Source organism: Sphingomonas astaxanthinifaciens DSM 22298, assembly GCF_000711715.1.
GTDB lineage: Bacteria > Pseudomonadota > Alphaproteobacteria > Sphingomonadales > Sphingomonadaceae > Sphingomicrobium > Sphingomicrobium astaxanthinifaciens_A.
The window spans coordinates 1,531,604-1,552,926 of record NZ_JONN01000001.1; the positions used below are offsets into that span (position 1 = coordinate 1,531,604).

Below are 21,323 nucleotides of genomic sequence, written 5' to 3' on the forward strand. Positions count from 1 at the left end.
GGCTTAGCCGCCGATCCAGGCGGCGACCTGCCGAGCGACGTCGTTGGCGGCCTGGTTGATCGCCGGCCCGACCGTCCGGGCGGTGCCGTCGGCCGGGACCGAGGCGGTGAAGCGGCGGGTCTGGACGGTCGCGCCGCGCGCCGCGGTGGCGTCATAGGTGACGATCACCTGGCCGGTGGCGGTGTCGTAGCCGAAGCGCTCGAGCACGCCCGAGACGCGGGTTCCGGGGTCGATCCCGGTCTGGCGCGGATCGACCACGACGCGGTTGGTGGTCCGCTTGACCGTCTCGCTGACCAGCTGCTGGAACAGCCGGTCGGGGGTCTCGAGATACTGGAGGTCCTTGACGTAGGTGACCTGGCCCGAGCCCTCGAGCACGGGCACGCGGACCTGGCGGATCTCCTTGCCGGTCACCGGAAGCTCGATCGTCACGGCCTGGCCGGCCGCGGCGGTGCGGTCGATCGCCGCCTCGGCCGCGCTGGGCGTGAGGGTCAGGAGGGTCGGCGGGACCTTGCCGCCGCCGAAGCAGCCGGCGAGGGCGAGCGCGGCGAAAGCGGGAAGCAGGTGAACGCGCATCAGCGGGACTTTCCGGGCTTGTGGTCGGGGAGCTTGGGTGCGCCGAGGACGCCGCCCACCCCGCCCTGTTCGAGGCGGCTGGAGACACCCTCGAGGCTGGTCGTCAGGTCGCGCAGGTCGCGGACCAGACGATTGACCTCGGGCAGCGTCGACTTGGAGAAATTCTGCACGCCGGGCCGCGCATCGGCGACGAGCGTGTCGATGTTGGCCGAGGTCTGGCGCAACGATTCGAGCGTCTTGCGGAGGTCCGCCGCGGCCGGCTGGACGTCGCGCTGGACGACGGTGTTGCTGCTGTTGGCGAGCTTGGCGACCTCGTCCGCGGCACGGGCGGCGTTACGCGCGGCGACCCGCGCCTCGGCCAGCGTGTCGCCCATCTCGGGCGCGCGGTCGGCGAGCACCTTCGAGGTCTTGTCGATATTTTCGAGGATGTCCGAGATCGCATTCTGGTTGCGGTCGCTGAGCAGCTCGGTGAGCCGCTCGGTCAGGCGCTGGATGCGCTCGAGCAGTTCCGGCGCCGAATTGAGGAGCGCGCCGAGGCCGCCGGCCGAACTCGGGATGACCGGGCAGCCCTGCGGACCGACCTGGTCGAGCGGCTTGGCGCCCTTGACCGCACCGTCGAGCTGGATCTCGCTGACGCCGGTGAAGCCGACGCCCTTGATCTGGGCATTGGTGCCCTGGAGCACCGGCGTGTCCTCCTCGACCTCGATCCGCACCCAGACGAATTCGGGGCGGTCGGGGAGCAGCCGGATCTTGGTGATCTGGCCGACCGGAACGCCCGAAAAGCTGACGCTTGAGCCGGTGTTGAGACCGCCGACGCCCTGGCTGAAATAGATGTCGAAGCACTTGCGCTTCTCGGTGTTGAGCCCCGCGATCCACACCGCGAAGAACAGCAGGCCCACCAGCAGGGCCAGGACGACGGTGCCGACGAGCACCTGGTTGGATCGGGTTTCCATGTCTTCTCGCTACGCCGCCGCCGCGCGGCCGCGCGGTCCGTTGAAATATTCTTGGATCCAAGGGTGATCGAGCTCGAGCAGCCGGTCGATCGTGTCGACCGCGATCACCTTGTGGTCGGCCAGCACCGCGACCCGGTCGCAGATGGCGTAAAGGCTGTCGAGGTCGTGAGTAATGAGGAAGACGGTGAGGTCGAGCCGCTTCTGGAGGCCGAGGATGAGCTGGTCGAACGCCTGCGCGCCGATCGGGTCGAGGCCCGCGGTGGGCTCGTCGAGGAACAGCAGTTCGGGGTCGAGCGCGAGGGCACGGGCAAGGCCGGCGCGCTTGCGCATGCCGCCGCTCAGTTCGCTCGGATATTTGGCGCCGGCATTGTCGGGCAGGCCCGACATGGCGATCTTATAGCCCGCGATCTCGTCGAGCAGCGCGCCCTTGATGAAGGGGAAATATTCGCGGATCGGGACCTGAACGTTCTCGGCCACGGTCAGGGTCGAGAAGAGCGCGCCGTTCTGGAACAGGATGCCCCAGCGGCGGCGGATGTTCTTGGCCTCGTCCTCGGGCCGGTCGATCATGTTCTCGCCGAGCACTTCGATCTCGCCAGCGGTCGGGCGCTGGAGCCCGATGATCGAACGCATCAGCACCGACTTGCCGGTGCCCGAGCCCCCGACCACGCCGATGATCTCGCCGCGGCGGACGTCGAGGTCGAGATCCTGGTGGACGATCTGGTCGCCGAACCGGTTCTCGAGGCCGCGGACGCGGATGATCGGCTCCTCGACGTCGGGCAGCGTCGGGCTCGAACGGGCGGGGGTGACGAACTCGGCCACTAGAGCCAGCCGATCGAGCTGAAGAAGACCGCGAACACCGCGTCGAGCACAATCACGAGAAAGATCGACTGGACCACTGCGGCGGTGGTCTTGAGGCCGACCTGCTCGCTGTCATTGGCGACGAGCATTCCCTGGAAGCAGCCGGCAAGCGCGATGATGAAGCCGAATACCGGCGCCTTGATCAGCCCGACCCACAGGTCGCTTGCGGGCACGACTTCGGCCATGCGCTGGATGTAGGTGAGCGGCGGGATGCCGAGCCCGAGCCAGCAGAAGATGCCGCCGCCGATGATCGCGGTCAGCATCGCCCAGAAGGCGAGCAGGGGCATGGTGACGATCGCCGCGAAGACCCGGGGCACGACCAGCGCCTCGATCGGCGACACGCCGATGGTCCGCATCGCGTCCACTTCCTCGGTGATCTTCATCGTTCCGATCTGCGCCGCGAAGGCCGAGCCCGAGCGGCCCGCGACCATGATCGCGGTCATCAGCGGTCCCAGTTCGCGCACGGTGATCCGGCCGATAAGGTTAATCGTATAGACCTCGGCGCCGAACTGCTGGAGCTGGACCGCGCCCTGCTGGCCGACGACGATGCCGATGAGGAAGCTCATCAGCCCGATGATTCCAAGCGCGCGAACGCCGACCACGTCGAACTGCTGGACGACCGCATTGAAGCGGAAGCGCTTGGGCCGCGAGATGACCGAGGCGAAGCCCATCAGGGTCGCGCCGAAGAAGCCGAGCAGGCCGACGAAGGTCTGCCCGAACTGGATGGCCCATTCACCAAGCTCGCCGACTGCGCCAATCTTCTTTGGCGGCACGATCTCGTTGGGCCGGTCGGCCTCGGCCACCTGGTCGAGGAGCTTGCCGACCTCGCTCGACGCGCCGACCAGCTTGGCGCCCCGGTCGCGCACGGTGCGGTGGACCATCCACGCGCCGACCGTGTCGATCCGCTCGACGCTGGAGAGGTCGATGGTCAGGGGATCGGGCAAGGCGTCGATGTCGCGCTGGGTCGAACCGACGCGCGCGATGGTGAGCGCCCCGCTGGGCGCGAAGACATGATTGTCCGTCTCGTTCAACGCCGCAGAAGCCATCCTGAAGGCGACATGCCCGCAAAGGGCGCAATCGGCAAGCGCAAGCCCTGTCGCACCATCTGCCTTGCTATTGCCAAGCTTTGCCGCTTTTCGGCTGTCCCATCATGGCCGAGACGATCCCCGCCCCCATCCAGTTCCTTGCCATCGGCGATCCGCCGGTGCGCCTGTTCGGTCGCACCGCCCGCGCCCGCGCCGAGCAGGTTGCCGCCAAGGCCGGCCTTGCCACCGGTGAAGCCGAGGACCTGTCGCGCCCCCGAATCCTCGCCGACATGGCGTTCGCCTGGGACCCGGCGTGGCTGGCCGAGCTCAGGAACCGGCCCGACACCGCGCTGATGCTCGACGGCCGGCCGGTGCTGGTCCACCTCGCCGCCGGGCGGCCCGCCGACACCGATCCCGCGAGCCTCGCCCAGCTCGACGCGCGCACCGCGAGCCTCAGCTATTTCGAGCTGCGCAAGCGCGAGCGGCCGTTCGTCATGCCGCTCGACCCCGCCGACCCGCTGCCGGTCGAGCGCGCGCTCTACGACGCCTCCTACAAGGGCGTGACCGATATCCTCACCCTCTATCTGTGGCGCCGGCCGGCCTTCTGGCTGACCCGCTGGGCGGCGCAGGCGGGCATGAGCCCCAACCAGGTCACGCTGATCGGCTTCGTCTTCTGCCTCGCCGCCTTCTGGCTCTATTGGAACGGCCATTACTGGAGCGGGATCGCGGTCGGCTTCGTCTTCATGGTGCTCGATACGGTCGACGGGAAGCTCGCCCGCACCACCGGCCAGTCGAGCAAGTGGGGCGACGTCTTCGACCACGGCATCGACCTCGTCCATCCGCCCTTCTGGTGGTGGGCCTGGCTGCACGGGCTCGGCGCCGCCGGGCACCAGTTGGAGGAAGTCTACAAGGGCGGTCTGCTCGCGGTGATCGTCGGCACCTATGTCGTGGGGCGCCTGATCGAAGGCATCTTCAAGTGGCGCTTCGGGATGCACATCCACGTCTGGCGGCGGATCGACAGCCGCTTCCGCCTGATCACGGCCAGGCGCAATCCCAACATGGTCATTCTCGTCGCCTGCCTCGTCATCGGCCGTCCCGACCTCGGGATCGAGCTGGTCGCCTTGTGGTCGGTGCTAAGCCTGATCTTCCACGCGGTCCGCCTGGCGCAGGCCGAGGGCGTGGCGGCGCGCGGCCGTAGAATCGTCAGCTGGCTCGACGCGGGGTGAGCGCCGACAAGCCCAGGCAAGGCTGGACCGCGCTGCTGCTTGCGGGCTCGCGCCCCAATGACCCGCTGGCGCTCAGCCTCGGCACCGACCTCAAGCCGCTGCTTCCGCTGGCCGGCGAGCCGATGCTGTTGCGACCCTTGCGGGCCCTGCTCGCGGTGCCCGAGGTGGCGGCGGTCCGGGTGCTGACGCAGCAGCCCGAGCGAATCGCCGCGGTGCTTCCCGACGACCCGCGAATCGCGGTCGAGACCTCGGACTCGACCATCGCCGCGACCCTGCTTCGCCTCTGCGACGATCCGGCGACCCGCTTCCCCTTGCTGGTGACCACCGCCGACCACGCGCTTCTGACGCCCGCGATGGTCGAGGAATTCCTGGCCGGGGCGACGGGCAGCGATGTCGCGGTCGGGGTGGTCAGCCGGACGGCGATGCTGCGCCGCTTTCCCGATGCCCAGCGGACCTGGCTGCGGTTCGGGGCCGAGCGCTACAGCGGGGCCAACCTCTTCGCGCTGGCGACCCCGGCGGCCCGCGCGGGGGTCGAACGGTGGCGAGCGATCGAGCAGGATCGCAAGAAGGGCTGGCGGGTGCTCCTCCAGCTCGGCCTGCCCTTGTTCCTCGGCGCGGTGCTGCGCCTCAGCGACATCCACCAAACCGCGCGCGGGCTCGGCCGCCGCCTGGGGGTTGCGCTGAAGGCAGTGGTGTTGAGCGATCCCACCGCCGCGATCGACGTCGACAAGCCCGCCGATCACCTGCTGGTCAGCGCGATCATCGAGGGGCGCGCCTGATGGACCTTGCCATCTACGACATGGACCGCACCGTCACCCGGCGCGCGACCTTCACCCCCTTCTTGCTGCATTGCGCGACCCGGCGGGCGCCGTGGCGGCTGGTCTTCCTTCCGCTCGTGATCCTGTCGATGCTGGCCTATACGGCGAAGCTGATCACGCGCGGGCGGCTGAAGGAAATCAATCACGCCCTGCTGCTCGGGCGGAGCATCGGGCCGGCGGATCTCAAGCCGCTGGTCGACAGCTTTGCCGAGCGGCAGGTCGCGACCAACATCCGCCCCGGCGCGCGCACCGCCATCGCCCGCGACAAGGCCGAGGGGCGCCGGATCGTGATGGCGACCGCGAGCTATCGCTTCTACGCCGCCGCCATCGCCGAGCGGCTGGGCTTCGACGACGTGATCGGCACGGGCAGCATGCTCGGGCTCGACCAGGCGCTGCTGGCCCGGATCGATGGCGAGAATTGCTACGGCGAGGCCAAGCTCCGGATGGTCGCCGACTGGGTCGAGAAAAGCGGCCTCACCGGCCGTCACGGCCATGTCCGTTTCTATTCGGACCATGCCAGCGACGCGCCGGTATTTCGCTGGTCCGACGAACCCGTCGCGGTCAATCCGCACGGGCCGCTCCGGGAACTGGCCACCCGGTCGGGCTGGACCATCGAGGACTGGGGCTGAAGCGCAAAAAGACGGTGCGCCGGACAGCGGACATCCGCCCGACGCACCGCCGATCTTTTGGCCCGGCCCCGCCTCAGTGGGGATTTTTGGCGGCGCCGGGCACAGGACAACTTTTGACCAAATTTCCTGAATAATTGTCCACTAACCGCGCCAAAATGAAATAGAAATTTCGTATACGGCTCAGCGATCTGTCGAATCGAGTCACTTCGTCGACTGCCCCAAAATGGGAGTAATGACGTTTGCCTCGGCTGACGGCACTTTTACAGTCACCGTGATTTCTTCTTTCTACGGGTGAACTGACAAGCAGGACCTCAATGCAAGGCGCCATGACCAATGACACCAAGTCTCCGTCCACTTCCGACCCTACGAACGAATTTGCGGACGTGAACAAGTCGACCCCATTCATTGGCCGGCCCCAATCGGGCAAGACCCAGGCGCGCAGTTCCGCGGATACTGACCCCTATCTGGAGGCTGCCAAGCTCATTCGCCGCGTGCGCAGCCTGCGCGTCGACGCCATGCCGCCGCACCTGTTCGGGGAGGCGAGCTGGGACATTTTGCTCTCGCTCTATATTGCGCATCGCGAACAATATCGGCTGACCATCATGTCGGTCTGCAACGAGGCCGGGGTTCCGCTAACCACCGCCCTGCGCTGGCTCCAGCAGCTGGTGGACGAGGGGCTCGCCATTCGGCGCAGCAATCCGCTCGACCGCCGGACCGTTCACGTCGAGCTGTCGGCCGATGCCATCGCGACGATGGACCAGTTAATGGAAAATGTGCTGAAATATAACACCTCCCTCTGACCATGTTGGCCTGTTAACCTCGGGCCGCTAATCCCTGTGCTTTGCCTCCCTGTATGCATTTGGAGAGCGACGTGCTGGGAACAGGAATGAACGAGGACACCAACCGACTGAAACTGCTTGAGCAGGCGCGCGACCACGCCCGCCAACTGCTCGGCCTGCTCGACGAGGCAGGGGCTCCGCCGCACGTGTCGGCGCAGTTCGATCACGGATTGAGCAAGCTCGACGAATTGCTCTCGTCAGCAGAGCGCCGCTGCGCCTAGTTCCAAAACGGAACCAATCCCGTTTGTTTATCCAGATCAGGGCGATCATCTCCGGGCCCAATACCGCCGGAGAGGATCGATGTTCGAACGCCAGGATTTCAACATGGCCGATGCCCGCAAGCTGTGGGCCGGCACCGACGTTCGGCGGGCGTCCGTGACCCCGGCGGAAGTCGCCACGATCCGCGAATCGAGTGACCCGCAAGCGGCCCTCGCCGATCTTTACCGCAAGGCGCTGCGCGCCCGCTTCCAGGGCTGAGCGCGCGCGCCGCTAGCGGCCGACGCGGGCTTTACCTGTTCCCACGGGCCGACATCGGGTGAAGCCCGGCGCCGGCCCGAGGCCTTCCCATCAGACCGCGTCGAGCGCGTGGGCGAAGTCGGCGATCAGGTCGTCGGCATTTTCGACGCCGATGCTGATCCGGACGAGATTGTCGGTGATCCCGAGCGCAGCCTTGCGCTCGTCGGGCACCGAGAGGTGGGTCATCGCCGCCGGCGCGCTCGCCAGCGTCTCGGTCCCGCCGAGGCTGACCGCGAGATGCGCGATGGTGAGATTGTCGAGGAAGGCGAAGGCCTCCTTCTCCCCGCCCTTGAGATAGAGCGAGAAGGTCGAGCCGGCGCCGGTGCAGTGGCGCTTGTAGATGTCGGCCTGGCGGCTGCCTTCCTCGAGAAAGCCGAGGTAACCGACGCTCTCGACCTTGGGATGGTCCTTGAGGAAGGCGCAGACCTTCGCTGCATTCTCGCCCGCCCGGCTCATCCGCAGCTCGAGCGTCTCGAGGCTGCGGAGCAGCATCCAGGCGGTGTTGGGGTCGCAGATGGTGCCGATGGTGTTGCGCATCATCCGGATCGGCAGGAGGAATTTCTTCGCGCCCACCAGGCCGCCCGCGACGAGGTCGCTGTGGCCGCCGGCATATTTGGTGAGCGAGTAGACGGTGATGTCCGCGCCCTGGTCGAGCGGCTTGGCCCAGAGCGGCCCGAGGAAGGTGTTGTCGATCGCGATCGGCGGCTTGTCGTCGCCCGGGAAGGCGGCGTCACGCGCGGCGCGGACCGCCTCGACGTCGACCAGCGCATTAGTCGGATTGGCCGGGCTCTCGAGGTAGATGAGGCTGAGGCGCCCCTTGGCCTTGGCGGCCTCGATCACTGCGGCGATTTCGTCCTGGGTCGCACCCGCGGGGAAGTCGAGCCAAGTGATCCCGAACTGGCCGAGGATCTTGGCGATGAGCGTCTCGGTCGCGGCATAGAGCGGGCCCGAGTGGACGATGACGTCGCCCGGCCGGGCATAGGTCAGGAGCAGGGTGGCGATGGCCGACATGCCGCTCGAGAAGGCGAGCGCTTCCTCGGCGCCTTCCCACAGCTTGAGGCGGGCCTCGAGGATTTCCTGGTTGGGACCGTTGAAGCGCGAATAGACGAGGCCTTCGGCCCCACCCGGGCGCTTGCCGGTGATGCCCTCGAAGAAGCGCTTCCCGTGGGCGGCGGTCTCAAACACGAAGGTAGAGGTGAGGAAGATCGGCGCCTTGAGGCTGCCTTCGCTCAGCGTGGGGTCAAACCCGAAGCCCATCATCAGGGTCTCGGGACTGAGCTGGTGATTGCCGATCTGGGTCGGGCTCTGCTTGGGGCGGCGCGAAGCGGGCACGCCGCTCATCTCGGCTTCGTTTTCCATGGTCGCGCCCCTAGCCCAGCCGCGCGGGCTAAGAAAGCTAGCGCGGGACGAAAGGCGCCAGCAGCCAGACCATCGCGACCAGCAGGGGCACGCCGGCGAGGTCGATCCACAGCCCGGCCCGGAGCATCCGCGGGAGGCTAATGTGGCCGGTCGCCCACGCGATGGCATTGGGCCCGGTCCCGCTGGGCAGCATGAACCCCCAGCTCGCCGCCCAGGCCGCGGGCAGCGCGAGGAGGATCGGATCGATTCCCGTGGCCGCAATGATCCCCGCGACCACCGGGATGATCCCCGAAGCGGCGGCGACGTTGCTGGCGAATTCGGTGATGAACACGACCAACGCGACCAGCGCGAGCGCGATGAGCAAGGGGTGGACCGACTTGAGCGGCGCGAGCGCAACCCCGAGCCACTTGTCGAGCCCGCTGGCGCCGATCCCCGCGGCGAGCGCGAGGCCGCCGCCGAACAGCATGATCACGTCCCACGGCGCGCGATTGGCCTCGGTCCAGGTGAGGATCGGGCGGCCGCTTCCGTCGGGGATGACGAACAGCAGCAGCGCCGCGGCGACCGCGACCGTTCCGTCGACCAGCACGTCCTTGGGCAGGCGGTCGGCGACGAGCGGAAGCACGACCCAGGCCGCGACGGTGACAAGGATGATGGGAACGAGCCGTTTCTCGGCGCTCGACCAGGGCCCGGCCTCGCCGATCGCACTGATCGCCGCCGCCGCGTCGAAGTCGGTCGGCGCGACCCTCTGCACCCTCATCAGGATCAGCCAGCACAGGGGGATGGCGACCAGCACCAGCGGGACGCCGAAGCTCGCCCACATCAGGAAATCGATCCGAAGGCCGATCGCCCGCTCGATGATCCCGGCGGCGATGGCGTTGGTGGGCGAGCCGACGAGGGTGGCGAGGCCGCCGATCGAGGCGGCGAAGGCGATCCCCATCGCCAGCGCGCCGGCGAAGCCGTCGGTGTGGCCGGGCTCGATCCGGGCGGCCCGGATCACCGCGATGGCGATCGGCATCATGATGAGCGTGGTCGCGGTGTTGGAGACGATCATCGAGACGATGGCGGTGGCGGCCATGAAGGCGAGCAGCATCGCCCCGGGGGTCTTGCCGCCGCGATTGACGATGGCGAGCGCGAGCCGGCGGTGAAGCCCGGTCCGCTCGATCGCCAGCGCGATGATCGCGCCGCCGAGCACGAGGAACAGGATCGGGCTGTAATAAGCCGCCGCGGTGTCGGTCGCTGTCATCACCCCGAACAGCGGGAGAAGCAGGAAGGGCATCAGCGCGGTGGCGGTGAGCGGCAGCGCCTGCGTCATCCACCAGACCGCCATCAGGCCTGCGAGCGCGACCACCCGCCAGGCGCTGAGCGGCATGCCCGCGGGCGGCGGGAGCAGCAGCAGGACGACGAGCAGGACCAGCCCGCCCCACAGACCCCAGCGTTGTGCCATCACCCCTCCCCCTTGCCGCCTTCATGGCGGCTGGGCGGCGGTCGGCGCAATCCGATTATTGCAGGGTCAGGCGCGGCGACGGGTCGCGAGCAGGCCCGCGGCGAGCCCGACCGCGAGGCCCGCGACGCTCCCCGCCGTCAGCGCGGTCCGTTTCCAGAAGCGCTCGGACGCGCTCGGCGGGGGCGGAACGGGGGCGGGCCGCGGCGGGCGGAGCTGGCCGCCCTCCTCGACCGGAATGCTGTGCACGGTCCGGCTGATCGCCTTGATTCGTTCGCGCTTGGCGGCGGCAGGATCGGCTGGAACATCGCTCATGTCCCCCACCCTAGCCGCGACCGGTTGCGCCGTCGTTAAACTTCTCGCTCAGAAATCGAGCGAAAAGCGCACCGCGCCGCCGACATCGGCATCGGCCGCCGCGATGTGGCCGGGCTGGCGACGCGCGAACAAATTGCCGCCGAGCCAGCCGCTGCCGAGCAGGCGGCGCTGGTAGCTGAGTTCGGCGTCAACCTCGCGGCCGCGCGGCACGAGGCTGGAGCGGACGATGCTGTAGCCGGGTGTCATCGTGTCATAGTCGAACGAGGTCGGCAGGCTCATCGCGAAGCCGCCGCTGTCGATCCGGAGCGGCTGCGACAGGCGGAAGCCGAGGCGGTCGCCCGCGCTCAGCAGGCCGACCTTCGAGAGGTCGAAGCCATAGGCCCCGCTGGCAAAGCTGCCGCCCGCGAAGTTCGTCCAGCCGCGCCGGGCGGTCAGGCTGGCGTTCCAGCCATTGCCGAGGCTGCGCCGCGCCTCGAGATCGAGGAAGGTGGTCGCCGCGCCACCGCCGCCCAGCAGGTCGTTCATCCGCCCGCCGAGAACCGAGCGCTGCTCGTCCAGCCGGCCGACGCCGAGCGACAGCCAGGTGCTGCCGAAATTGCGGTCGAGCGCGATGTTGGTCCAGCGATAGGGCGCGCCGTCGGCGGTGGTGCGGCGCTCGGAATAGACCTCACCGGTCTCGCCCGACACGGTGACGGCAACCGGGCCGAGGTCGCGGCGCAGCGCGAGCGCGCCGCCGCGGCTGGCGTCGAAGCCCGGATTGCCGGCAATGTCCTTGGCGATGAGGAAGGAACCCGCATCGGCCCCCGACAGGCGCCGCTCCATCGCCTTGGCGCCTTCGGCGAAACCGAGCGCGATGGCGGTCCTGTTGTCGACCCGGGCGACCGCCGAGCCGGCGATAAGGCGCGCCTTGCGCAGGTCCTCGGGGCCGATCCCGGTCTGGCGGAGCATGTAGCCGACGGCATTCTTCTGCTCGGCGACGGTCATGGCGATGCTGAGCCCGCCCGCCTGCGCGCCGGCGACCCGGACCGAACCCTCGAGCGCGCGGTGGAGCGGCTCGGCCCGCGGCGCACTCTTGATGGTCTGGGCAAGGTCGACCGCGAAGGCGCGCGAATAGCCGTCGAGGATGATCGCGCCGAGGCCCTTGCCGCCGACCGGCGGGGCGTCGCCCGAGGCCGGCGGCGCGTCGGACGAGCCGTTCACCGGCGTCGCGCTGCCGGCGAGGCTGGTGGTGCCGATCGGCTGCATCGCGCGGGCGATGTTGAGGCGGCCACGGCCGAAGATGTTGTCGGTGCCCGCGGCGCCGAGGTCGTCGGCGCTCTTGAACAGGATGTCGACGATCTGCGCCCCGGTGAGGTTGGGGAAGGCGGTCGCGAGCAGCGCCACTGCGCCGCTGATGGTCGGCGCCGAAAAGCTGGTGCCGCTGTAGAGGTAATGGCCGCCATAGCCGTTGGCATCGGCGACCTGGTTGACCGTCCGCACCCCGGCGCCGAGCGCGGCGAGATAATTGCTGGCCGAGGTGCCGGCGCGATTGCTGAAGTCGGACAGCTGGTCGAGGTTGGTGACCGACTGGTCCGCGTTGAGCGTCCCGACTGAGCCGGCGATGATGACGTTGGTCGGGAAGTAGCTGGCCGGGACCGCCGCGAAAGGATCGGCGGTCGCGCCGAGCGTGGGATCCTTGCCGTCGTTGCCGGCCGAGATGACCACCACCACGCCGGCATTCACCGCGCGCTGGATGGCGTTGAGCAGGGTCGAGCCCGGGGCCGAACCGCCAAGCGACATGTTGATGACTCGCGCGCCGGCCGCGACAGCGGCATCGACCCCGCGGGCGATGTTGGTGTCGGCGAAGGAGCAGCCGTCGCCGGTGGTGTCGGTGCAACTGCCCGGGGTGTCGGCGCGGAGCGCGACGATGGTCGCGTCGAAGGCGACGCCGTGCATCCACTTGCCGTCGCGGTTGGCGGCGATGGTCCCGGCGACGGCGGTGCCGTGCCCTTCCTCGTCGGCAAGGGCGCGACCGGCGGTGGTGACATCGCGGCTGGCGGGATCGAGCCGGCCCGCGAAGTCGAGCAGCGCGGGATTGATGCCGCTGTCGATCACCGCGACCTTGATGTTCCGCCCGGTGGCACCGGCATTGTAGGCGGCGATCGCGCCCGAGCTCACCGCGGCGTTCGAGTTGCGATATTCGGATGTGTCGTAGTTGATCCCCGGGGTCGGCGTGGGCGTCGGGGTCGGGGTCGGGGTCGGCGTGGGGGTCGGAGTCGGGGTGGGCGTCGGAGTTGGCGTCGGAGTCGCGCTCGGCGGGGTCGGGGTCGAACCCACACCGCCGCCGCCGCCCCCGCCGCCGCATGCGGAAAGGGCCAGCATGGCTGCGCAGCCGGTGGTTGCGAGGAGCGCCTTCTTCATCCGTTCAACCTTCCGCAAACCGCTATAAATGAATGACTTTCCCGGCATGGCTATGCCTTCCGATTCCTTTCGTTTTGCTGAAAGGTGGAACCAAGGCTAGTGCCAATCATTATGACAGGTTCGACTGTATCCCGGGCGCATCAGGCGACATTCGGTCATGTGACCGCCTGGATCTTCGACCTCGACAATTGCCTCTACCCCGCCTCCACCGGGCTGTTCGCGCTGATCGACGAGCGGATGGGGGCCTATATCCAGCGCCTGCTGGGGGTCGAAGCGGCCGAGGCCAAGCGGATCCAGAAGCATCATTTCCACACCCACGGCACCACGCTCGCCGGGCTGATGAAGGAGCATGGGGTCGATCCCCACGATTTCCTCGAGGACGTGCACGCGATCCCGCTCGACCGGGTCGGCGCCAATCCGCGGCTGGCCCAGGGGCTCGGCCGCTTGCCGGGGCGCAAGTTCGTCTTCACCAATGGCGATGCGCCTTATGCCCGCCGCGTGCTCGAGCGGATCGGGATCCACGACCAGTTCGAGCATCTCCACGACATCCATGCCGCCGAGCTGAGGCCCAAGCCTGAGCCCCATGGTTACGAGCTCCTCTGCGCGCGGATGGGGATCGATCCGAGCCGCGCCTGCATGGTCGAGGACATGGCGCAGAACCTCAGGCCGGCGAAGGCGCTCGGAATGACCACCGTGTGGGTGGACAATGGCTCCGAGCGCGGCAATCACGACGCCGACCCGGGCCATATCGACTGCCGCATCAGCGACGTCGGCGACTGGCTGCACGACCTGCTTGGAGAAGAGGCTTGAACCAGAACAACGAACTCGAGCCGATCATCGATCAGCTGTGGGAGAAGCGCGACAGCCTCGGCCCCGACGCACTCAAGGAAGTCCGCCAGCCGGTCGAATGGGCGCTCGGCATGCTTGACGCCGGCGTCGTCCGCGTCGCCGAGCCGGGTCCCGATGGCTGGACGGTCAATCAGTGGCTCAAGAAGGCGGTGCTCTTGAGCTTTCGCCTGAACGCGATGGAGACCATCCCCGGCGGCCCAGGCGGCGCGCCCTGGTGGGACAAGGTGCCAAGCAAGTTCGAGGGTTGGGACGCGGCGAAGTTCGGCGAGGCCGGCTTCCGCGCGGTGCCGGGCGCGATCGTCCGCCGCGGCGCCTATGTCGCGCCGGGCGCGGTGCTAATGCCGAGCTTCGTCAACCTCGGCGCCTATGTCGGCGAAGGCACGATGGTCGACACCTGGGCGACCGTCGGCAGCTGCGCGCAGATTGGCAGGAACGTCCATATCTCGGGCGGCGCGGGGATCGGCGGGGTGCTCGAGCCGCTGCAGGCCGGCCCGGTGATCATCGAGGACGGCTGCTTCATCGGTGCCCGAAGCGAGGTCGCCGAGGGCGTGGTAGTCGAAAAGGGCGCGGTCCTCTCGATGGGCGTGTTCCTCGGCGCCTCGACCAAGATCGTCAACCGCGCGACGGGCGAAGTCATGTACGGCCGCGTGCCGGCCTATTCGGTGGTCGTCCCGGGCTCGCTGCCGGGCAAGGACGGGGGCCCGAGCCTGGCCTGCGCGGTGATCGTCAAGACGGTCGACGAGCGGACCCGTTCGAAGACCGGGATCAACGAGCTGCTGCGCGACTGACCGGGCGGGGGCACCGCTTGGGCCGATCGTGCGTTCGCCCGCCGATCATTTGCTCAAAGGTGCCGCCATGCGCTCGTCGCTCGTCCTTCTTGCCCTCGTGACCCTCGGCGCCTGTTCGCGCACCCCGCAGGAGGAGCAGGTCCATCAATTGCGGGCGACGGCCGAGACCCAGGCCGACGCGCTCGAGAAAGACGCCGACGCCCGCGCCGATCCGCTCGACGAGCAGGCGAAGGCGCTCGAGGCGCAGGCCAAGCAGGTCGGCGGCTATGACGGCAAGCGGCTCGAAATCCAGGCCGATGCGCTGGAGAAGCAGGCCGACCTCATCCGCGAGCAGGGCAATGCCAAGGCCGATGCGGTGCGCGCCGAGGCCAACGCCAAGGCGAAAGCGCTCGAAAGCCGCTAGGACTGGCCGGCCTCGAGTTCGCGCAGGCTCCGGCCGCGCGTCTCGCGCCCGGCCCAGCCGATCATCACCGCCGAGATGGCGGTCGGGATGAGCAACGCGGCGGCGGCCCCGACGAGCGTCGGCACGAACCCCGCCAGCACCGCAACCTGGGCCGGCAGGCCACCGATCTTGCTCGAGCCCGCGACCAGCCCCGTCGCCCGCCCGCGCGAGCCGAGCGGATAGTTTTCGGCCGTATAGGGCAGCAGCACCGCGATGGTCCCGTTGGTGCCGACGATCAGCAACGCGATCACGCCGATCAGCACGGGCTGGAGCGTGAGCAGGCTGGCGGGAAGCAAGGCCCCGACGAGACCGGCGAGCGTGACCGCGATGGTGGCGACCAGCGTCCACTTGCTGCTCAGCCGGGCATAGCAGAGCGCGCACAGGAGGATGGTCGGAAGCGCGAGGAGCGAGGACTTGGCAAGGATGCCGCTCGCGAGTTCGGCGCTGAAGCCCCGGGTCTGAAGGTCGGTCGGAAGCCACAGCAGCAGGCCGAAATTGACGAAGCTCCAGGTGAGCGCGGCGACGACGAGGGCGGCGGTCAGCTTGCGGTGCGCGGCGGAGGCGCTGGCGGCGTCGGCGGGGGGCACGGCGCGGGGCCTGGGGACGAGCCCGAAGCGCTGCTCCATCAGCTTCAATTCCTCGGTCCGGCCCTGCTCGGCGAGGAAGCGCGGGGTCTCGGGAATGAAGCGGGCGAGCGCGAGAAGGAGGAGGCCGCTCGGGAAGCCCTGCAGCCACAGGGCGCGCCAGCCGTAAACCGGCTCGAGCAGGTGCGCGGCTCCGCTCGCGGCGAGATAGCCGCCGACGAGGCCAGTACCGCCGACCAGCACCAGCACCCAGCTGCGGTGCTTGGGCGGCATCACCTCGGCGAGGAGGGCATAGACCACCGGGAGCATCCCGCCCGCCGAGCACCCCATCAGGAAGCACATGACGAGGTTCCACTCGAACGCCGGCATCGCCCCGCAGATGGCGGTGGAAGCGAACAGGATCGAGGAGAGGAGGATCGAGACCCGCCGCCCGTAGATGTCGGCAAGCCATCCCCAGACGAACGAGCCGACGGTCGTCCCGGTCAGCGCGACCAGCGGCAGCAGCGCCGCCATCTTGCCGATCCCATATTCCTCGCGGACCCCGGGGAGGACGAACCCGAGGGTCGCGGGCTTCATCACGTCGATGATGAGGCCGAGGGTCAGGACGGCAAGGACGGCGGCATGCCAGCGATTGAGCGGCGTTGAATCGGGAGCTTCGTAATTGGTGCCGGCATGGTCGCCGTGGGGCGAGCGGCGCGGCGGCAGCGCCCCCCAGCAGGAAAGCGGCACGCCGATCGCGATCAGCGCCATGCCGACATACATTTCCGGGTCCATCGGCATGCCAGACAGGTGATTGCCCATGCGGTGGGCCATGGCGAGCATCGGCAGGTGGAGCAGGACGCCGACGCTGATCGCCGCCGCGCCCGCCCAGAACCAGCCGGCGCGCTCACCGATGATCGATTTTGATTGCCCCCCCATGGTCCCCTATTTCGCCTGCTCGAGGAGTTCGGCCGCCTTGGCCGAGGTCCAGTCGAGGTCGCCCGACCAGCGCCAGATTTCCTTGCCGTCGGAGCCGTAGAGAATCGTCGTCGGCAGGATCTGCACCCCGAGCGCGCCCGACACCGCCATTTCCTTGTCCTGATAGCTCTCGAGCCCGATCTTCTTCTCGTCGAGGAAGGCCGAGACGGTCGGCTGCGGCTGCATGTCCTGGCTCAAGGCCATCACCTGCGGCGCGCCGGGCTGCGCAGACAGCTTGTCGAGGGTCGGCAGTTCCTTGACGCAGGGCGCGCACCAGGTCGCCCAGAGATTGACCAGCAGCGGCTTGCCCCCCGCGACCGCCGCGAGGCTGGTCTCCTCGCCATCGCCGTCGAGAATGGTGACGGTGGGCATGGGCTTGCCCGCCTGGCTGCGATCGAGGCCGGGTTCGCCGGGACGGGCGGCAACGGCGGCGGCGGCATTGGCTTGGCTTTGGTCTGGGCTTTGCCTATCGCAGCCCGCAGTCAGCAGGGCAGCCACGACGGCGCCGATGAGGGTGACACGCATGATGACGCGCTACCCGCCCAAGGGCGTGCCGCACAAGCTTGGGCTTTGGCCCATCGCACTCAGCCTCGCGCTCGCGGCCTGCGGCTCGGTCGGGGACCTGAAGCCGCCGCCCGGCGAGCCGCTCCCGGTCAAGCCCAAGCTCGCCACCACCACGCCGACTCCCGAGGAACTGATGACCCCGCCGGCGATCGCCCGGCCGGTGCGGGTCGACGAGATCCTGACCCGCTCCGAACCGCGCAAGCCCGACCGCTTCGACTTGCCGCCGCCGAGCGGAGCCGAGGCCGCGCCGGAACCCGAAGTCGATATCGGCGCTCCTGCCACCAACACCCAGACCCCCGTGCAGGAGCCCCGATGAATTCCTCGTTCAAGCCCGTTCGCAAGGCCGTCTTCCCGGTCGCCGGCCTCGGCACCCGTCTGCTGCCGGCGACCAAGACCATGCCCAAGGAAATGCTGACGGTGATCGACCGTCCGCTGATCCAATATGCGGTGGACGAGGCGCGCGAGGCGGGGATCGAGCAGCTGATCTTCGTCACCGGCCGGGGTAAGTCGAGCCTGGTCGATTATTTCGACATGAGCTTCGAGCTCGAGACGACGATGAAGAGCAAGGGCAAGAGCCTTGCCCCGCTCGAGCTCAGCCGGACGGCTTTCGGCGAACTCATCACCGTGCGCCAGCAGCAGCCGCTCGGGCTCGGCCACGCCGTCTGGTGCGCGCGGCACGTGGTCGGCGACGAGCCGTTCGCGGTGCTCCTGCCCGACGACCTCATGGCCGGCGCCCCGGGCGCGCTTGCGCAGATGGTCGAGGCCTATAACCTGGTCGGCGGCAACATCGTCTGCGCCGAGGAGGTCGCGCCCGAAAAGACCGCCAGCTACGGCATCGTCACGCCGGGCACGACCGACGGCAAGCTGACCGAGGTGAAGGGCCTCGTCGAAAAGCCCAGGCCCGAGGTGGCGCCGTCGCGGCTGGGGGTGATCGGCCGCTACATCCTTCAGCCCGAAGTCATGCAGGTCCTCGACGCGCAGGAGCCGGGCGCGGGCGGCGAAATCCAGCTGACCGACGCCATGGCAAAGCTGATCGGCCGCCAGCCATTCCACGCGGTCGAGGTCGATGCCGAACGCCACGATTGCGGCGACCGGGCGGGCTATGTGCTGGCGACGCTCAAGCTGGCGATGGCGCGGGACGATCTCGCCCCGCTGGTCCGCGAGGCGATGGCCGGCCTCTAGGCCGAGATGCGGCGGCGCTCGGCCTCGAGCGCGTACATCCGGTCCTTGAGTTCCCCGAGCTCGATCGCCTTCAGGGCGGCGCGGGCGTCCATCGCATTCATGTCGGCGCGCAGCGCGGCGAACCGGCGGGCGGCGGCTAGACGGCGCTCGATCCGCGCGACCAGCACTTCGAAATGGAAGGGCTTGAGGATTACGTCCTCGGCGCCCGCCGCGAAGGCGCGGACCGCGGGATCGGGTTCGGCGCGGCTGGCGATCAGCATCACCGGGACTTCGGCGAAGGCCGTCTGCTCGCGAATGGCGCGGGTCAGTTCGGGACCGTTCATCGGAGTCATCACGAGTTCGGCGATGACGAGGTCGATCGGCGAGCGGTGCAGTTCCCCCAGCGCGGCGCGGCCGTCGCTTGCCGTGATGATCGCATAGCCCTCGGCTCCGAGCCGCCTTGCCAGCAGCGCGAGGTGCGATCGATTGGGCGACACGACGAGGACGCGCGGACGCTTGGAGGGTGCTGGCACTGCCATGCCCGTAACGGTGAAGCGAAATGGTAAACGAAGTCTTAAGTTTCGGGCCAGGCGGGACCGAGCCGCGGCTCAGGCGTCGAGCTCGACGTCCCAGTAGAGATAGTCGCGCCAGCTTTCGTGGAGGTAGTTGGGCGGGAAGGCCCGGCCATGGTCCTGCAATTGCCAGCTGGTCGGCCGCTCGGGCCAGCGGGCAATGCTCATGCCGGCCTGCCGCGGCGTGCGCCCGCCCTTCCTGAGGTTGCAGGGCGCGCAGGCGGTGGCGACATTTTCCCAGGTCGTCCGCCCGCCCTGCGCGCGCGGGATGACATGGTCGAAGGTCAGTTCGCGGTGGCTGCCGCAATAGACGCAGCGGAAGCGGTCGCGGAGGAAGAGGTTGAAGCGGGTAAAGGCGGGGTGCTCGCTCGGCCGCACGAACTGCCGGAGCGCGATCACGCTCGGCAGCTTGAGCGTATGATTGGGCGAATGCACCTCGCGCTCATAGTGGGCGATGACGTCGACCCGCTCGAGGAACATCGCCTTGACCGCGGTCTGCCACGGCCACAGGCTCAGCGGATAATAGGAGAGCGGGGTATAATCGGCATTGAGGACCAGCGCCGGACAGCTGTCGGGATGGCGGATCAGTTCGGGATGATACACGAGCGCGGGTTCTCCGTTCGGTCTCGCCGAACGCGCCCCTCCGGCCTCGTCGCACGCAAGGAGGAGAGACCGTTTTCGGCCGCTTCCCTTGTGCCCACCGGATGCCAAGCCGATGTGACGCCGTCATGAATCGCAAGTTGCGGAATCGCGGTCAAGGGTCTTTGCGCGTGCAATGATCACGCGCTTCGCCCCCTCGCCCACCGGGCGGTTGCATCTCGGCCACGCCTACAGTGCGGTGTTGGGGCGGCGGCACGGGGAGCGCTGGCTGCTGCGGATCGAGGATCTCGACCCCGGGCGGGCGCGGCCCGAGTTCGTCGGAGGGATAATCGAGGACCTCGCCTGGCTCGGCCTCGAACCTGACGGCGAGCCCCTCGTCCAGTCGCGGCGAACGCACCTCTATGCCGAGGCGCTCGAGACGCTGAAGAAGCGCGGACTAGTCTATCCCTGTTTCTGCACCCGCGCCGACATCGCCGCCTCGCTGAGCGCGCCGCACGGCGATGCCGGAAGCGCCTATCCCGGCACCTGCCGCGGCCGCCCCGACGATCCCGCGCGCCGCGCCTCGACCCCGCACAGCTGGCGCCTGCATTCGGCGAAGGCGCTGGACGAGGTCGGCGGCGTTCCGGGCTGGCGCGAACTTGGCGGGGAGGCGTTCGAGGGCTCGGCCACCATGATCGGCGATGCCATCCTGGCGCGGAAGGACGCGCCCTCCTCCTATCATTTGTCGTGCGTCGTCGACGACTGGGAAAGCGGCGTGACCCTCGTCGTGCGCGGCGCCGACCTCAGGCCTTCGACCCCCGTCCAGCGGCTGCTCCAGATCCTGCTCGGCGCGCCCGAGCCCGTCTATCTGCACCATGCGCTCGTCACCCACGAGGACGGCCGCCGCCTCGCCAAGCGCGATGCCGCGCCGACGCTCGCCGCCATGCGCGCGGCCGGGGTGGACGGCCCGGCCCTCGCATGGGAGCTTGCTACGGGCCAGCTCCCTACTGGTTATCGGCTGGCAGGAGACTAAGTAGGAGAGGTTATGAACACGCTCCTCATCATCCTGCTCGTCGGCTTCATGGCCGCTACCGCCTACGTCCTCGTGCGCGGGGTCATGGCCATGGCCTCGGGCAAGGTCGGCAACCAGGAACAGCAGCAGCAGTGGATGCGCAAGCGCGTCCTCTACCAGGGCATTGCGATCTTCATCGCCGCCGCGATCCTGCTCCTCGCGGGCGGCGGCAAATAGTCCCTTGGTCAAGCTGACGAAGATCTACACCCGCACGGGCGACGGCGGGGACAGCGGGCTGGTTGACGGGAGCCGGGTCAGCAAGGCGAGCCCGCGCATGCACGCGATCGGTGAGGTCGACGAGGCCAATAGCGCCATCGGCCTCGCCCTGGTCGCGCTCGACGGCGCGGCGAAGGAGATGCTGTCGCGGATCCAGAACGAGCTGTTCGACCTCGGCGCCGACCTCGCCACCCCGGGCGAGATCGAAGGCGCGCTGCGGATCGTCCCCGAGCAGGTCGCCCGGCTGGAGGCCGAGATCGACGCGATGAACGCCGAGCTCGCGCCGCTGACCAGCTTCATCCTCCCCGCCGGGCCCGCGGGCGTGTCCGCGCTCCACCTCGCCCGCGCGACCGTCCGCCGGGCCGAGCGCTGGACCGTCGCCCTGGGTGCGGAAGAGCCGATCAACGCCCACGCGCTCGCCTATCTCAACCGCCTGTCGGACCATCTGTTCGTGACCGCGCGGCATGTCGCCAGCCGCTCGGGTGGCGACGTCCTGTGGAAGCCGGGCGCCACCCGCACCTGACAAGAGGTCTAGGTACGGCACTGAAACCATTCCCGCGGGTTTGATATCGAGCCTGTTCCCGGGA

At 68.7% G+C, this 21,323-nt stretch carries 26 protein-coding genes; 14 read left to right on the forward strand and 12 right to left on the reverse strand.

Translation table 11 applies throughout. The annotated features are described in order from the left end of the window. Window positions 1-3 precede the first annotated feature (3 nt). The 4 genes from BS69_RS0107895 to BS69_RS0107910 are packed head-to-tail and all read right to left on the reverse strand — an operon-like array spanning window position 4 to window position 3,430. Window positions 4-573, reverse strand: a complete 570-nt coding sequence (locus BS69_RS0107895) for an ABC-type transport auxiliary lipoprotein family protein (protein ID WP_029941413.1) — start codon at window positions 571-573, stop codon at window positions 4-6. Continuing rightward, a complete protein-coding gene (locus tag BS69_RS0107900) occupies window positions 573-1,526 on the reverse strand; it encodes an MlaD family protein (RefSeq protein ID WP_029941414.1) in 954 nt (317 codons plus the stop codon). Before BS69_RS0107900 ends, BS69_RS0107895 begins: the two co-directional genes overlap by 1 nt. 9 nt (window positions 1,527-1,535) lie before the next feature. Continuing rightward, complete coding sequence (locus BS69_RS0107905; RefSeq protein WP_029941415.1) at window positions 1,536-2,306, reverse strand: ABC transporter ATP-binding protein; 771 nt, start codon at window positions 2,304-2,306, stop codon at window positions 1,536-1,538. A gap of 38 nt (window positions 2,307-2,344) precedes the next feature. Then, window positions 2,345-3,430 (reverse strand): ABC transporter permease, encoded by a 1,086-nt coding sequence (locus BS69_RS0107910; RefSeq protein ID WP_029941416.1) that lies wholly within the window; start codon window positions 3,428-3,430, stop codon window positions 2,345-2,347. 104 nt (window positions 3,431-3,534) lie between these two features. Between BS69_RS0107910 and BS69_RS0107915 the strand changes: the two genes are divergently transcribed. The 6 genes from BS69_RS0107915 to BS69_RS14275 all read left to right on the forward strand — a co-directional run bounded on the left by BS69_RS0107915 (window position 3,535) and on the right by BS69_RS14275 (window position 7,398). Next, window positions 3,535-4,635 (forward strand): CDP-alcohol phosphatidyltransferase family protein, encoded by a 1,101-nt coding sequence (locus BS69_RS0107915; protein WP_029941417.1) that lies wholly within the window; start codon window positions 3,535-3,537, stop codon window positions 4,633-4,635. Next, window positions 4,632-5,414: an NTP transferase domain-containing protein gene (locus BS69_RS0107920; protein WP_029941418.1), complete on the forward strand. Its 783-nt coding sequence runs from the start codon at window positions 4,632-4,634 to the stop codon at window positions 5,412-5,414. Before BS69_RS0107915 ends, BS69_RS0107920 begins: the two co-directional genes overlap by 4 nt. Further along, window positions 5,414-6,082, forward strand: a complete 669-nt coding sequence (locus tag BS69_RS0107925; RefSeq protein ID WP_029941419.1) for an HAD family hydrolase — start codon at window positions 5,414-5,416, stop codon at window positions 6,080-6,082. Before BS69_RS0107920 ends, BS69_RS0107925 begins: the two co-directional genes overlap by 1 nt. A gap of 326 nt (window positions 6,083-6,408) precedes the next feature. Next, window positions 6,409-6,882: a MarR family winged helix-turn-helix transcriptional regulator gene (locus tag BS69_RS13270; protein ID WP_156956968.1), complete on the forward strand. Its 474-nt coding sequence runs from the start codon at window positions 6,409-6,411 to the stop codon at window positions 6,880-6,882. 86 nt (window positions 6,883-6,968) lie between these two features. Continuing rightward, on the forward strand, window positions 6,969-7,142 hold the full coding sequence (locus BS69_RS0107935; protein ID WP_156956969.1) for a hypothetical protein: 174 nt from the start codon (window positions 6,969-6,971) through the stop codon (window positions 7,140-7,142). Window positions 7,143-7,221: 79 nt separating this feature from the next. Next, a complete protein-coding gene (locus tag BS69_RS14275) occupies window positions 7,222-7,398 on the forward strand; it encodes a hypothetical protein (RefSeq protein ID WP_156956970.1) in 177 nt (58 codons plus the stop codon). A gap of 90 nt (window positions 7,399-7,488) precedes the next feature. On the opposite strand, the gene BS69_RS0107945 is transcribed toward BS69_RS14275, so the two are convergent. The 4 genes from BS69_RS0107945 to BS69_RS0107960 form a co-directional block, all read right to left on the reverse strand. Next, window positions 7,489-8,796, reverse strand: a complete 1,308-nt coding sequence (locus BS69_RS0107945) for a cystathionine gamma-synthase family protein (protein ID WP_029941422.1) — start codon at window positions 8,794-8,796, stop codon at window positions 7,489-7,491. Window positions 8,797-8,833: 37 nt separating this feature from the next. Further along, the gene (locus BS69_RS0107950; protein ID WP_029941423.1) at window positions 8,834-10,240 is read right to left on the reverse strand and encodes an SLC13 family permease; all 1,407 of its coding nucleotides are present in this window, start codon (window positions 10,238-10,240) and stop codon (window positions 8,834-8,836) included. Between the two features lie 66 nt (window positions 10,241-10,306). Further along, window positions 10,307-10,552, reverse strand: a complete 246-nt coding sequence (locus tag BS69_RS0107955; RefSeq protein WP_156956971.1) for a hypothetical protein — start codon at window positions 10,550-10,552, stop codon at window positions 10,307-10,309. 48 nt (window positions 10,553-10,600) lie between these two features. Beyond that, window positions 10,601-12,952 (reverse strand): S8 family peptidase, encoded by a 2,352-nt coding sequence (locus BS69_RS0107960; RefSeq protein WP_029941425.1) that lies wholly within the window; start codon window positions 12,950-12,952, stop codon window positions 10,601-10,603. Window positions 12,953-13,063: 111 nt separating this feature from the next. On the opposite strand from BS69_RS0107960, the gene BS69_RS0107965 reads away from it, so the two are divergent. From BS69_RS0107965 to BS69_RS0107975, 3 genes are all read left to right on the forward strand, one after another. Continuing rightward, window positions 13,064-13,762: a pyrimidine 5'-nucleotidase gene (locus BS69_RS0107965; protein WP_051676635.1), complete on the forward strand. Its 699-nt coding sequence runs from the start codon at window positions 13,064-13,066 to the stop codon at window positions 13,760-13,762. 23 nt (window positions 13,763-13,785) lie between these two features. Further along, window positions 13,786-14,589, forward strand: a complete 804-nt coding sequence (dapD, locus tag BS69_RS0107970; protein WP_425423535.1) for a 2,3,4,5-tetrahydropyridine-2,6-dicarboxylate N-succinyltransferase — start codon at window positions 13,786-13,788, stop codon at window positions 14,587-14,589. 67 nt (window positions 14,590-14,656) lie between these two features. Beyond that, entirely contained in the window at window positions 14,657-14,992 is a 336-nt protein-coding gene (locus tag BS69_RS0107975; RefSeq protein ID WP_029941428.1) for a hypothetical protein, read from the forward strand. On the opposite strand, the gene BS69_RS0107980 is transcribed toward BS69_RS0107975, so the two are convergent. Beyond that, window positions 14,989-16,533, reverse strand: coding sequence for an MFS transporter (locus tag BS69_RS0107980; RefSeq protein ID WP_029941429.1), 1,545 nt, complete (start codon window positions 16,531-16,533; stop codon window positions 14,989-14,991). The genes BS69_RS0107975 and BS69_RS0107980 overlap by 4 nt on opposite strands. A 6-nt stretch (window positions 16,534-16,539) precedes the next feature. Further along, on the reverse strand, window positions 16,540-17,097 hold the full coding sequence (locus tag BS69_RS0107985; protein ID WP_029941430.1) for a TlpA family protein disulfide reductase: 558 nt from the start codon (window positions 17,095-17,097) through the stop codon (window positions 16,540-16,542). Between BS69_RS0107985 and BS69_RS0107990 the strand changes: the two genes are divergently transcribed. Together BS69_RS0107990 and BS69_RS0107995 are read left to right on the forward strand one after the other, a co-directional pair. Then, the gene (locus BS69_RS0107990; protein WP_342665810.1) at window positions 17,096-17,452 is read left to right on the forward strand and encodes a hypothetical protein; all 357 of its coding nucleotides are present in this window, start codon (window positions 17,096-17,098) and stop codon (window positions 17,450-17,452) included. The two genes, BS69_RS0107985 and BS69_RS0107990, sit on opposite strands and share 2 nt — an antisense overlap. Beyond that, window positions 17,449-18,318, forward strand: coding sequence for a UTP--glucose-1-phosphate uridylyltransferase (locus BS69_RS0107995; protein WP_029941432.1), 870 nt, complete (start codon window positions 17,449-17,451; stop codon window positions 18,316-18,318). The genes BS69_RS0107990 and BS69_RS0107995 overlap by 4 nt, the downstream gene beginning before the upstream one ends. On the opposite strand, the gene BS69_RS0108000 is transcribed toward BS69_RS0107995, so the two are convergent. Both BS69_RS0108000 and BS69_RS0108005 read right to left on the reverse strand, forming a co-directional pair. After that, entirely contained in the window at window positions 18,315-18,836 is a 522-nt protein-coding gene (locus tag BS69_RS0108000) for a response regulator (RefSeq protein WP_051676636.1), read from the reverse strand. The genes BS69_RS0107995 and BS69_RS0108000 overlap by 4 nt on opposite strands. A 69-nt stretch (window positions 18,837-18,905) precedes the next feature. Next, window positions 18,906-19,472 carry an HNH endonuclease gene (locus BS69_RS0108005; RefSeq protein ID WP_029941434.1) on the reverse strand — a complete coding sequence of 189 codons (567 nt, stop codon included), beginning with the start codon at window positions 19,470-19,472 and terminating at the stop codon, window positions 18,906-18,908. Window positions 19,473-19,644: 172 nt separating this feature from the next. Here BS69_RS0108005 and gluQRS point away from each other — a divergent pair, with 172 nt between their 5' ends. Genes gluQRS through BS69_RS0108020 form a run of 3 tightly spaced genes read left to right on the forward strand, consistent with a single transcriptional unit; the run spans window position 19,645 to window position 21,259 of the window. Beyond that, the gene (gene gluQRS, locus BS69_RS0108010) at window positions 19,645-20,481 is read left to right on the forward strand and encodes a tRNA glutamyl-Q(34) synthetase GluQRS (protein ID WP_029941435.1); all 837 of its coding nucleotides are present in this window, start codon (window positions 19,645-19,647) and stop codon (window positions 20,479-20,481) included. A gap of 12 nt (window positions 20,482-20,493) precedes the next feature. Beyond that, on the forward strand, window positions 20,494-20,697 hold the full coding sequence (locus BS69_RS13275) for an HIG1 domain-containing protein (RefSeq protein WP_037504441.1): 204 nt from the start codon (window positions 20,494-20,496) through the stop codon (window positions 20,695-20,697). Window positions 20,698-20,701: 4 nt separating this feature from the next. Then, a complete protein-coding gene (locus BS69_RS0108020; protein ID WP_029941436.1) occupies window positions 20,702-21,259 on the forward strand; it encodes a cob(I)yrinic acid a,c-diamide adenosyltransferase in 558 nt (185 codons plus the stop codon). The last annotated feature ends 64 nt before the right edge of the window (window positions 21,260-21,323 follow it).